The following is a 12140-nucleotide window of genomic DNA, read 5'->3' as shown; positions in this document are numbered from 1 at the left end:
TTCCATGTATACGCCCCGCGCCTTTGCCTTCAACGATTTGCATGAGCTGCAGCAACAGATGCTCGGCACTCGCCTCGCCCTGCTGGTTACCCATGGCGAACAAGGCCTGCAAGCCAGTCATTTGCCTTTGCTGCTCAATACCGACGAGGGTCCGAACGGAACCCTGTATGGCCATTTCGCCAAGGCCAACCCACAGTGGAAAGAACTGCAGGACGGCGCCGAAGCGCTGGTCATTTTTGCCGGCGCCGAGGCTTATGTCAGCCCCGGGTTCTACCCGAGCAAAGCCGAGGACGGCAAAGTCGTGCCGACCTGGAACTACGTGGCCGTGCACGCCTATGGCAGCGCTGAGGTGTTCACCGATGCCGAGCGCCTGCGCTCACTGGTCAGCGCCTTGACCGAGCGCCATGAAGCCGGTCGCGCGCAACCGTGGAAAGTCGCCGATGCCCCGGCCGATTACATCGACGGCATGCTCAAGGCCATCGTCGGCTTCGCCCTGCCGATCCAGCGCCTGGAAGGCAAACGCAAGCTCAGCCAGAACCGCAACGCCGCCGACATTGCCGGCGTGCGCGAAGGGCTGGCCGCCAGCGCCGACGCACACGACCAGGCCCTCGCCCACTTGATGCCAAAGGAATGAACATGAACCAGATCGACATCCGCCAGGTCAGCGCCGACGACCACGCCGACTGGCTGCCGCTGTGGCAGGCCTACCTGCGTTTCTACAACACGGAACTGCCAGAAACCGTCAGCCAAAGCACCTGGCAACGCATGCTCGACCCAAACGAACCCACCCATGCCGCCCTCGCCTGGGTAGACGGCAAAGCGGTGGGCATGGTGCACTTCATCTACCATCGCTCCAATTGGAGCATTGAAAACGCCTGCTACTTGCAGGATCTGCTGGTAACACCCGAATCCCGCGGCACCGGCGTTGGCCGTCAGCTGATCGAATTCGTCTACGCCACGGCCAAGGCCGACGGCTGCAACAAGGTGCATTGGTTGACCCACGAAACCAACGCCACTGCGATCCAGCTCTACGAGCGCATCGCTGAGCGTCCGGGTTTCATCCAGTTTCGCAAAGCCATTTAACGTTCAAGGAGAACAGCATGCCGACTTCACTCGCCGACTGGAAAGGCGTCCCGGCCCCGACAGCCCAACTGATCGAAGGACGTTTCATCCGCCTGGAAAGACTCGACCCGGCGCGCCACGGCGACGATTTGTTCAACGCCCTGCAAGGCCCGGGTGCCGATCCGAAACTGTGGGACTACCTGCCTTACGGTCCTTTCCCGCAGCGCAGCGTATTCAACGACTGGCTGAACAACCACGCCGCCAGCAGCGATCCCTACTTCTTCAGCGTGATCGACCGCGCCAGCGGCGAAGTACAAGGGATCCTCAGCCTGATGTCGATCGTCCCGGCCCAGGGCCGCATTGAAATCGGCCACGTGACCTTCGGCGCGCCGATGCAACGCTCACCCAAGAGCACCGAGGCCGTCTATCTGCTGGCCAAGGAGTCTTTCGCCCTCGGCTACCGGCGCCTTGAGTGGAAATGCAATAACGCCAACGCCCGCTCCAAGTACGCGGCCGAGCGCCTGGGGTTCAGTTTCGAAGGCGTGTTCCGCCAGCACATGGTCGTCAAGGGGCAGAACCGCGACACCGCCTGGTATTCGATCATCGATTCGGAATGGCCGGCGATTGGCGCAGGGTTCGAACGCTGGTTGAGTGATGAGAACCAGACGGATTCTGGACAGGTGAAAAGCCTGGTGGAGTGTCGGGGGTAAGACATCAGTGAGGGAGTGGAAGCTCCCTTGCCACGGTTTCAGCCCCCCTTCAACTCCCCGAAAACCGATCCCGACTGTTGGTCAGGTGCAGCACCATCGCTGCTCGAGCCGCATCGGGATCCTGTCGCTTGATCGCGTTGAAAATCGCTTCATGCTCCAGATTCGCCAGCTGCCCCAATTGCGAAAAGTCGGCGCCTCCACGTTCGTCGGCCTTCACCTGGGTACGAGGAATCATGGCATTGCCCAGGTGCTGCATGATTTCCGTGAAAAACGTATTACCGGTCGCCTCGGCAATGATCTGGTGAAAGCGCTTGTCTTGCTCGACGCAACTATCGTTGTTCGCCAGCGAAGCCTGGTAATCACTCAAGGCCTGACGCATACGCGCGAGCTGATCGTCGGTTCTGCGCATAGCGGCCAGTGCAACCGCCTGCACCTCCAGGCCCAATCTCAGCTCCAGCATGCTGCGGACACTCGCAACGGTATCCACATGCAGGCGCAGCCCTGGCTGGGAGGGTTGCTCCAGCACGAATGTGCCGATTCCGTGTCGTGTCTCGACTAGCCCCGAAGCTTGCAGCTTGGAGATAGCCTCCCGGACAACAGTGCGGCTCACGCCATGTTCGAGAACGATGGTGGATTCCGAAGGCAGCTTTTCGCCTGGCTTCAATTGGCCGAGCAAAATGCGCTGGGTCAGTGCTTCGACCACGCCCTGAGCCAGATTATTGGAGCGTCTGCGGACAGGGGTTCCGCTTTCAATTTGCATAGGTTCGAGTCCACGGAATTTTGCTTCACAGAGCTTAACACCCACCGGAGATTCTCTGGCGAAATGCGAATGCACCCCCGCTACACCAGGTTAGAAAAGACTCCTACTTGTATGACAACACATCTATAAAGAACTGATTAATTCGGGACACCTTCCAGCTGAATGACAGGTCCAGCCTCTCAGACCCGGCACAATGCTGCAGTTAAACCCCTATAAATACTGAATAAAATAACCAAATACATTATTTTTTCACGTCGTTATGCACACAAAACACCATCCGCCGCATTGCAGCCTCAAAAAACCACTTGTATGATGTCTATCAACTTAACCCGCTCCAGACATCTAAACAAAAACCATCGATGCAGGCGAATCCCATGAATCCTCAAGTACTCAAGTCCCTCCTCTCGCAAGACCTCCCTGCCTTTTCCTTTGACCGACCCCGACGCGACCCTGATCAAGGCGCTCGGTGCCTGGTAACTCGACAGCAATAACCGGCAGCCAGGCCGCCGCTATCACGCTCAAACCCGCATAAAAATAATCAGTGGGAGATTTGAATTGTGAACAATTCAAGCAACGCATCTGTCGTTCCAGAAAATGATTCGGTTCTCGCGCGCGCCGTGAGCAAAGTGAAGAGACATGTGCTCCCGCTTTTCGTGATCATGTTCATCCTCAACTACATCGACCGGGTCAACATCGGTTTCGTGCGCACGCACATGGAACATGACCTCGGGATTGGCGCTGCCGCCTATGGCCTGGGCGCAGGCCTCTTCTTCATTGGCTACGCACTGTTCGAAGTGCCCTCCAACATATTGCTGCAAAAGGTCGGCGCCCGGATCTGGCTGACCCGCATCATGTTCACCTGGGGCATCGTCGCCACGCTGATGGCGTTCATCCAGAACGAAACCCACTTCTACATCCTGCGCTTTCTGTTGGGTGTCGCCGAAGCGGGCTTCTTCCCAGGCGTGATCTACTACTTCACTCGCTGGTTGCCAGGCGTCGAGCGCGGCAAAGCCATCGCCATTTTCCTCAGCGGCTCAGCCGTTGCCTCGCTGATTTCCGGTCCGCTGTCGGGTGCCCTGTTGCAAATCGAAGGCTTTGGCTTTCACGGCTGGCAATGGATGTTCGCCATAGAAGGCCTGGCCTCGGTGTTCCTCGGTTTCTTCGTCTGGTTCTGGCTTGATTCCAAACCCCATGACGCCAAGTGGATGACACGCGAGGAGCAGGATGCGCTGGTCGGCGCCATCGATCAGGAGCAACGCGAACGTGAAGCCCTGACCAGCGTAAAACCGACCATTGGCAAACTCCTGAAAGATCGCCAGATCCTGCTGTTCTGCACCTTGTACTTCTGCATCCAGCTGACGATCTATGCAGCGACTTTCTGGCTGCCCAGCATCATCAAGAAGATGGGTGACCTGAGTGATGTACAGGTAGGTTTCTTCAACTCGATCCCATGGTTGATCTCGATCATCGCCATGTACAGCTTCGCTGCGCTGTCGGGCAGGTTCAAGTTTCAGCAAGCCTGGGTTGCAACTGCCTTGTTGATTGCAGCTGCCGGCATGTTCCTGTCCACCACCGGCGGGCCGATCTTCGCGTTCGTTGCCATCTGTTTTGCCGCCATCGGCTTCAAGTCGGCGTCATCGCTGTTCTGGCCAATTCCCCAGGGCTACCTGGATGCACGCATCGCCGCCGCCGTCATTGCACTGATCAACTCGATCGGCAACCTGGGCGGTTTCGTGGCACCCACGACCTTCGGTTTCCTGGAACAGACGACCGGGTCGATCCAGGGCGGCCTCTATGGCTTGGCCGGCACCTCGGTTCTTGCCGCGATACTGGTGTTTTTTGCCAGGACCTCACCCAAGCCATCACCCGTGCTGACACCACCGAACGCTGCTTCAACGCATGCGACAGTCAAAGCGCACTGACTCCATTGTTCGTTGAACGACCATACTCGTAGGAACTTGCCATGAACGCTGAACATTCTGCCAACGCCACCCAGTCACCTGTCGTCACCCATTTTCAAGTCATACCCGTCGCGGGCCACGACAGCATGCTGCTGAACCTGAGCGGCGCCCACGGACCATTCTTCACCCGCAACATTGTCATTCTCAAGGACAGTTGCGGTAATACTGGCGTGGGCGAAGTTCCGGGGGGCGAACGCATCCGTGAGACCCTCGAAGACGCTCGCGCCCTGGTGATCGGCCAGCCCATAGGCCAGTACCAACGCATCCTCAACCAGATGCGTAGCACCTTTGCATCCCGGGATGCGGCCGGTCGCGGCCTGCAAACCTTCGACCTGCGCATCACCATTCATGCGGTGACTGCGATGGAAGCCGCGCTGCTCGACCTGCTGGGTCAGTTCCTCGAGGTGCCGGTGGCTGCATTGCTCGGCGAAGGGCAGCAACGCGATGCGGTGAAGATGCTTGGCTACCTGTTCTACATCGGCGACCGCCATGTCACGGACCTGGCTTACCGTAACGAGGCCGACGCTGAAGACGACTGGTTCCGGATTCGTCATGAGAAAGCCATGACCGCCGAAGCCGTCGTGCGCCTGGCAGAAGCAGCCAGCGCAAAATATGGCTTCAACGATTTCAAGCTCAAGGGCGGTGTGTTGAGCGGCGATGAAGAAATCGAAGCGGTCACCGCGCTGGCTGAACGCTTTCCTGACGCACGGATCACCCTTGACCCGAATGGTGCATGGTCGCTTAAAGAAGCCATCCGTTTGTGCCGCGATCAGCATCACGTCCTCGCCTACGCCGAAGACCCGTGCGGTGCAGAAAACGGCTACTCGGGCCGCGAGGTCATGGCCGAATTCCGCCGTGCCACCGGACTGAAGACCGCCACCAACATGATCGCGACCGACTGGCGCGAAATGGGCCACGCCATTCAATTGCAATCGGTCGACATCCCGCTCGCCGACCCGCACTTCTGGACGATGCAAGGCTCAGTGCGTGTTGCCCAGATGTGCCACGAATGGGGCCTGACCTGGGGCTCGCATTCCAACAACCACTTCGATATCTCCCTGGCCATGTTCACCCAGGTAGCAGCCGCCGCACCGGGAGAGATCACCGCGATCGACACGCACTGGATCTGGCAGGACGGCCAGCGCCTGACCCGGGAACCGCTGAAGATCGAAGGCGGCTACGTAAAGGTTCCGACCCGACATGGCCTGGGCGTAGAGATCGACATGGACGCGGTGGCCAAGGCTCACGAATTGTACAAAGGCATGGGTCTTGGCGCGCGGGATGACAGCGTCGCGATGCAGTTCCTGATTCCGGGCTGGCGCTTCAACAACAAGCAACCTTGCCTGGTGCGCTGACTGACAGGTCCACAGCCAGGTGCCCTAACCCTAAGTTGCACCCTGGCGCCGCTTGCGGAACTCGGCGACCTTATGCCGGTTTCCGCACAGCGCCATGCTGCACCAGCGCCGTTTGTGCGCCTTGGTGCGGTCATAGAACATCAATGAACATTCCGCGTTTTCGCATTTGCGCACCAGATTGAAATCGCCTTCAGCCAACAACTCGGCAGCGGCATAAGCCAGCCGGCTCAGGCATTGGCTGGCGGCATCACCCTGACGGAAGCGATCCAGTACCGGCGCGCCGCCCTCCTCCCACACCAGTTGCGGCACCGCCGCCAACAGAAATGCATTCAACGCTGCCGGATCCGCCAGGCGATTTTCCCGGCGGGCTGCGACCAGGCCCTCGATGCTGTCGCGCAGCTTGCGCAATCGGGCGAGCAAATGCCCGTCGCTCCCTTCCACGCCTGTCACCCACCCGAACCCCGACTGCTGCAGCCACGACGCCGCATCGGAATCGGTGCCGAGCAAGTCTTGCCGCTGACCATCGACCATCATGCGGGTGTTCAGCAGGTCCAGTGCCGGGTGATCGGCCAGTAGCAGCGGCGCAGGCAGTTCAAGGGGGGGGACGTTGTCAGTCATGGAAATCTCCGGGGAATAACCAGACAGATTGTAACCCATAAAAATAGTTTGACCAGTTACATAATCCATGCAGAATAGATTCAAGTAACCCGTAAAAACACTTTTATACAGTTACAGGATCAATGAACAATGACCACTTCCCGACACACCAACGTTGCCTACAAATTCGTCGAAGCCGACGGCGTCAAGGTGTTCTATCGCGAAGCCGGCGCTGTCGACGCGCCGGTACTGTTGCTGCTGCACGGCTTTCCCAGCTCGTCGCACCAGTTCCGCGAGCTGATCCCGCTGCTGGCGGACAAATACCGCCTCATCGCGCCGGACCTGCCCGGATTCGGCTTCACCGAAGTGGCGGCTGAACGTCACTACGTCTACACCTTCGATGCGATCGGCGAGACGCTGCGCCAGTTTGTCGATGTACTGGGACTCCAGCGTTATGCGATGTATTTCTTCGACTACGGCGCCCCCGCTGGCTTGCGCCTGGCGCTGGCTTACCCGGATCGGGTGAGCGCGATTGTTTCGCAAAACGGCAATGCGTATCTCGAAGGTCTGGGGGATGCGTGGGCGCCGATCCGCCAGTACTGGGCCGACCCGTCGCCCGCCAATCGCCAGGTGATCAAGGATGCCATCCTGCATCTGGAAGGCACGCGCTGGCAGTATGTGGAGGGCGTGAGTCATCCCGAGGTGATCGCACCCGAGGCGTACCATCTGGACGCGCTTCTGCTGGAGCGGCCCGGCAACAAGGACATCCAGCTCGACCTGTTCCTTGATTATCAGAACAACCTCGAGCTGTATCCGGCATTCCAACAGTTCTTTCGCGACACCCAGGTGCCAACGCTGGCGATCTGGGGCAAAGGCGACCCCTTCTTCATTCCACCGGGCGCCGAGGCCTATCAGCGCGACAACCCCAATGCGGTGGTCGAGTTGCTCGATACCGGCCACTTCGCCCTGGAGACCCACGTCGACCATATTGCCCGGCGCATCGTCGAAGTCGTGGGCAACGACATCAACTCAAACGTCGCGTAGTCAGGGCCCGGCATCCGGGCCCTGATGCTCAGGCCTGAGCCAACGCGCCATCGAACGCTGGCGTCAACCCCGACGACGCCAGCTTTTGCACAAAGGCTCCCATCCGCTGCTGCTTGTAGGCCTCCACGTCCAGTTCACGGTAATCGTAGAAACCCTGGCCGTCGCGCAGGCCGTTGCGGCCGTTGTGCATGTTGTCGGCAATCACCTGTGGCGATTCGAAGCGCGGCGCCAGCGCGCCACTGAGGTAACGCGAGGCGTAGTAGAGAATGTCGCCGCCACCCCAGTCGATGAACTCGAGCAGTCCCAGTACCGAGAAGCGCAAGCCGAAGCCAATGCGAACGGCTGTGTCGATATCCTCTGCGCTGGCCACGCCCTCTTCCACCATCCGTGCGGCTTCGTTCATCGCCAGTGCCTGGATGCGCGGCACGATATAGCCCGCCACCGGATTGCACACCACCGGCACCTTGCCGATGCGCTTGAGCAGTTGCAGCAGCCGCTCGACCACCTGTGGGCAGGTCGCGGCGCTGCGGCTGACTTCCACCAGCGGCATCAGGTGCGCGGGATTGAGCCAGTGCGCGTTGACGAAGCGCGCCGGCGTGCTGACCATTTCACTCAACTCGGTAACTAGGAAAGTCGAGGTGGTCGACGCGATGATCGCCGACGCCGGGACATGCTCGCTGACCCAGGCGAACGTCTGTTGCTTGGCCTCGATGACTTCCGGCACGGCTTCGAACACCAGCTCGCATCGGCGCAACGCCTCGCAGGCCCGGTCCCGGGTTTGCAGGGTCAAGCGCGATAGCGCGATGTCCGCCTGTTCCGGCTGGAGCACTCCGAGGCGAACCAGCATGAGCAGTTCGCCGCGGATGTTATTGCGCACGCGCTCGAAGTAGTCGTCGCGCTCATCCTCGGCGCGCTCCTTGATGTCAATGAGGGTAACCGGCAAGCCCGCATGGATGAAGGCCAGGGCAATGCCCTCGCCCATCCGGCCGGCGCCGACCACGCTGACCTGAGGCAATTCAATGCTCATGATTGAAAGCCCTTGGTCAGCAGTTCGGTCATCCGTTCGCGGTCGAGCCCGGCCAGACCGAGGTTTTCCAGGGTGCGGCCTTCGGCGTAGAGATCACGTTCGGCAACGACCGAAGCGATGCTCAGCAGGCCCTGGGCAACCGGGGTCGGCACACCGGCCCAACGGCCAACGGACACCAGGAAGGACAGGCCCAGGCGGGTGTCTTCGAGCATGTAGCGATGGGTCTGCAGGTCGATGTCTTCGCGCCAGTCACCGCTGTCGGTCAGCTTGCCATGGGCACCGCGACCGTACATCCACGCCTCGCCTTCGCTGGTGTTGTAATGGTCGGCCAGGGGAAAGTGCGGTGCGCCGTAGGTCAGTGCTTCACGCACGGCCATGCGCTCGGCGTCCAGCTGGTTGGTCACGCGACGAATCGACGGCTGGGTGCCTTCGTTATGAATGTCCCAGGCTTCGAAATGCTCCAGGGGACCTGCGTTCATCATGATCAGCGGTGGGTGGATGATGGGACCTGCGTTCATCAACGCACCGCTCAAGGCGTCTTCGATCGGTTCAACGCTCGGGTAGGCCTCGCGCAATACCGTGAAGGCGTGCTCGGACAGGTTGCTGGGGAACACGCCAGTCGGCAGGCGGGTCGCGTAGCAACTGATCACCAGCTCGCTGGCGCCATGCTTGCGTACGAGGTACGGCAGCGTACCGGTTTCAGCGAAGGCGACTTTGGCCAGGTTACCGGCATCAGCCATGGCCTTGGCAAACACGTAGCTGCCGAAAGTGCCCGGTGGCAGGAACACCACCTGGCCATCGCGCAGATGCGGCGCCACATGCCTGGCCAGGTCTTCGTGGGAGGTCGATGGCAGCGGGATGATCACCAGTTGCGCGTCGCCCAGGGCTTCGGCCAAATCGTCGGTGAACGACAGTTTGTCGCCCGGTTTGCCGACGGACAGCTGACGGGTACCCCGATAGTCCCTGATGGTCAGGCTGCCGATGGCCAGCAACTCTTTGAGCGCTGCCGAGTCGCGCCGCCACAGGCGGACCTGATGCCCCTTTTCAGCCATCTCGACAGCTGCGGCGTAGCAGCCATGTCCCCCACCCAGCACGGTAATATTCATCGAGTTGCTCCTCTTGTAAGAGACTCGATGCTATCGGGCTGCACCGCCACGGACTTTCCCGATTGCGCAGCCGACTGACGGATTACGCAGAAGTCTTAATGCTTGTGTCGGCGCAGGGTGTCCGACGGCAGGCAGCCATAGCGTTGCCGATAGGCACTGGAAAAATGCCCGAAGCTGTTGATGCCGTGGCGCAACAGGATATCGGTGACGCTTTCGCAGGTATTACCCTGTTGCAGCGATTCGTGGATCACCGCCAGGCGACGCTCACGGATGTACTCGACCGGCGCCTGCTGCAGAAACTGTTTGAAGCCGTTTTGCAAGGTGCGGGCCGAGACGCCACAGAGCTCGCTCAGGGTCGCCAGGCTGATCGACTCGCCAAGGTGCGCCTCGATGTAGTCACGGGCCTTCTTCACGTGGTGCGGCAGCGGCGCGCGCGAATCGATCAACAGATCCGTCGAGTAGTTATGTGGCAGCTGGGTGAGCAGCAGTTGCATCAGGTAATCGGACAAGCCGCTGGCGAGCCGCGATCCGTCCACGCCGCTGCCGTACAGCCGGCAGATGTAGTCCAGGGTGTGATAAAGGCTGACCACGCCGGCGCCCAGCGGGTCGACGCTGACATCGAAGATCACCGACTGCCGCAAGCTGCGCCCGAGCAGGCGTTGCAGTTGCAGCTGCAGGGCATCACGGTCGACGCGCAGGATCAGGTTGCGGCACTCGCCATCGGTGACGATGCGGCTTTGCGCGAACGGCGAGGAAACGCTCAGGCAGCCCGACTGCATCGCCGCACTTCGCCGGCCGTGGGCCACTTCGCAATGCCCCTGCAAGGTGATGCGAAACAGGTACTGATCGGCAATGTCGCCGATGTTGATCTCCACCGGCGCGCCATAGCGCAGGTCGAGCAGCGCCGAAGTACCGAAGAATACGCCGTTGAGCCGGGTATGGATCGGCTCGTCACGCAGCACGTTGAAACTGTGCGGACACAGGTAATGACTGACCTTGTCCTTGATCTCGCGGTAATCGGCCGAGCTGAGCAGGCTATGCCGCTCCAGTAGGTGTACGTCATTCAACATCGGGATTCTCCTGGCCTGGAAGTGCTTCAGCCCCGCTGCATACAAACGCAGCGGGGCCGAGGCACCGATCATGAACTATGACCAATCAAGCGCGGCTCGGATACTCCCGCGCATAGCTTTCGCGGAAACGCCGGCAACCACGCCAGAGCAACAACACGGTCAACACCGACGCACCGGCGATCACCAACGACATCGACGAGCCCACCGCTGCCGGCGAACCGAAGTAGCGGTCGGTCAACAGCGCCACCAGCGTGGTGCCCAGGCCCAACCCCAGCAGGTTGCTGATCAGCAGGAACACCGCCGAGACCTGTGCGCGTACCTGGTTCGGCGCGAGGATCTGCATCGCCGCCGTGGATGCCGGCATCGGGAACGAGGCGAAGAACATGGCTGGCACCAGCAGGGTCACCGACAGCCACAGCTGATCGGCTTGCGGGAACAGCACGGCCGGTACAGCCATGCCCAGGGCACCGATGACACCCGTGCGCATCGCCGCGTCCTGATGACCCTTCTTGGCCAGGTAGTCGGTGAGCCATCCACCGAACAGCACGCCGGCGGTATTGGCCACCAACAGCACGGTGCCGAGCATGTAGCCGGCCTCCATCGGCGACAGGCCGAACTTTCGGATGTACAACGCCGGGCTCCAGCTCATCATGCAAAAAAGCGCCATGGCGTAGAACGAAAAGCCCAGGTAATGGCAGGTGAAAGTGGCACGGTGACGACCCAGGAAGCGCAAGCCATCGCTCATGGCGACCTTCTTGGCTCGACCCTGGGCATCGACCTGCAGGCCTTTACGCGCTGGGTCGCGCACGGTCAGCCAGATCAACAGGCCGACCACGATACCGGGCAGGCCGACAATGAAGAACGCCAGTTGCCAGGCTTTCATCGCGCCGAGAAAGGCGACCTCGATGGTGTTCATGTCCTTGAGCATGGCGATCACATAGCCACCCACCAGGAAGGCCAGGCCGCCACCGACGAACGAGCCGATCGAGTAGATGCCCACGGCGCGACCGAGTTTCTCCTTGGGGAACATGTCGCTGAACATCGAGTAGGCCGAGGGCGACAGGGCCGCTTCGCCAACGCCGACGCCAATGCGCGCGAGGAACATGTGCAGGAAGTTCTTGCTCAGGCCGCAGGCTGCGGTCGCCAGGCTCCAGAACACCACGCCGACGGCGATGATCCTCGGCCTGGAGAAGCGGTCAGCCAGATAGGCGATGGGCATGCCCATGAAGGCGTAGAACAACGAAAAGGCCAGCCCGTGCAGCAGGCTGAACTGGGTGTCGCTGATCTGCAGGTCGGCCTTGATCGGTTCGATCATCAGCGCCAGGATCTGCCGATCCACAAACGAAAAGATGTAGGCGATCATGCACAGCGCCACCACGTACCACTCGTAGACGTAGGTTTTCTTGCGCTGCAGGACCGGGTTATCGACCTGTATATTCACTAGTCTT

12 protein-coding genes are annotated in these 12140 nt (G+C 60.5%); 6 read left to right on the top strand and 6 right to left on the bottom strand.

Annotated elements, in window-relative coordinates:
* Positions 1-4 precede the first annotated feature (4 nt).
* Genes HGP31_RS10790 through HGP31_RS10780 form a run of 3 tightly spaced genes read left to right on the top strand, consistent with a single transcriptional unit; the run spans position 5 to position 1772 of the window.
* The gene (locus tag HGP31_RS10790) at positions 5-634 is read left to right on the top strand and encodes an FMN-binding negative transcriptional regulator (RefSeq protein ID WP_020801109.1); all 630 of its coding nucleotides are present in this window, start codon (positions 5-7) and stop codon (positions 632-634) included.
* Positions 635-636: 2 nt separating this feature from the next.
* A complete protein-coding gene (locus HGP31_RS10785; protein WP_020801110.1) occupies positions 637-1083 on the top strand; it encodes a GNAT family N-acetyltransferase in 447 nt (148 codons plus the stop codon).
* Between the two features lie 17 nt (positions 1084-1100).
* Positions 1101-1772, top strand: a complete 672-nt coding sequence (locus tag HGP31_RS10780) for a GNAT family N-acetyltransferase (RefSeq protein ID WP_020801111.1) — start codon at positions 1101-1103, stop codon at positions 1770-1772.
* A gap of 49 nt (positions 1773-1821) precedes the next feature.
* Here the strand turns inward: HGP31_RS10780 and HGP31_RS10775 are convergent, their stop codons facing one another.
* Positions 1822-2532 carry a FadR/GntR family transcriptional regulator gene (locus HGP31_RS10775; RefSeq protein ID WP_033044833.1) on the bottom strand — a complete coding sequence of 237 codons (711 nt, stop codon included), beginning with the start codon at positions 2530-2532 and terminating at the stop codon, positions 1822-1824.
* Positions 2533-3089: 557 nt separating this feature from the next.
* Between HGP31_RS10775 and HGP31_RS10770 the strand changes: the two genes are divergently transcribed.
* A complete protein-coding gene (locus HGP31_RS10770) occupies positions 3090-4454 on the top strand; it encodes an MFS transporter (RefSeq protein ID WP_083348696.1) in 1365 nt (454 codons plus the stop codon).
* A gap of 41 nt (positions 4455-4495) precedes the next feature.
* Complete coding sequence (gene gudD, locus HGP31_RS10765; RefSeq protein WP_083348695.1) at positions 4496-5848, top strand: glucarate dehydratase; 1353 nt, start codon at positions 4496-4498, stop codon at positions 5846-5848.
* A gap of 30 nt (positions 5849-5878) precedes the next feature.
* On the opposite strand, the gene HGP31_RS10760 is transcribed toward gudD, so the two are convergent.
* Complete coding sequence (locus HGP31_RS10760) at positions 5879-6466, bottom strand: CGNR zinc finger domain-containing protein (protein WP_168757669.1); 588 nt, start codon at positions 6464-6466, stop codon at positions 5879-5881.
* Positions 6467-6595: 129 nt separating this feature from the next.
* Here HGP31_RS10760 and HGP31_RS10755 point away from each other — a divergent pair, with 129 nt between their 5' ends.
* On the top strand, positions 6596-7489 hold the full coding sequence (locus HGP31_RS10755; RefSeq protein ID WP_033044830.1) for an alpha/beta fold hydrolase: 894 nt from the start codon (positions 6596-6598) through the stop codon (positions 7487-7489).
* Between the two features lie 28 nt (positions 7490-7517).
* Here the strand turns inward: HGP31_RS10755 and HGP31_RS10750 are convergent, their stop codons facing one another.
* From HGP31_RS10750 to HGP31_RS10735, 4 genes are all read right to left on the bottom strand, one after another.
* Positions 7518-8516, bottom strand: a complete 999-nt coding sequence (locus HGP31_RS10750) for a 3-hydroxybutyryl-CoA dehydrogenase (RefSeq protein WP_168757668.1) — start codon at positions 8514-8516, stop codon at positions 7518-7520.
* Entirely contained in the window at positions 8513-9622 is a 1110-nt protein-coding gene (locus HGP31_RS10745) for an NAD/NADP-dependent octopine/nopaline dehydrogenase family protein (RefSeq protein WP_020801117.1), read from the bottom strand. Before HGP31_RS10745 ends, HGP31_RS10750 begins: the two co-directional genes overlap by 4 nt.
* 95 nt (positions 9623-9717) lie before the next feature.
* Positions 9718-10692: an AraC family transcriptional regulator gene (locus HGP31_RS10740; RefSeq protein ID WP_083348693.1), complete on the bottom strand. Its 975-nt coding sequence runs from the start codon at positions 10690-10692 to the stop codon at positions 9718-9720.
* A gap of 85 nt (positions 10693-10777) precedes the next feature.
* Positions 10778-12133: a spinster family MFS transporter gene (locus HGP31_RS10735; protein WP_033044825.1), complete on the bottom strand. Its 1356-nt coding sequence runs from the start codon at positions 12131-12133 to the stop codon at positions 10778-10780.
* Positions 12134-12140: the final 7 nt, after the last annotated feature.

Origin of the sequence: Pseudomonas umsongensis (genome assembly GCF_012647205.1) — a bacterium.
Lineage (GTDB): Bacteria > Pseudomonadota > Gammaproteobacteria > Pseudomonadales > Pseudomonadaceae > Aquipseudomonas > Aquipseudomonas umsongensis.
Note: the sequence above shows the minus strand (reverse complement) of the source record. Positions and strands in the feature narration are given on the sequence as shown.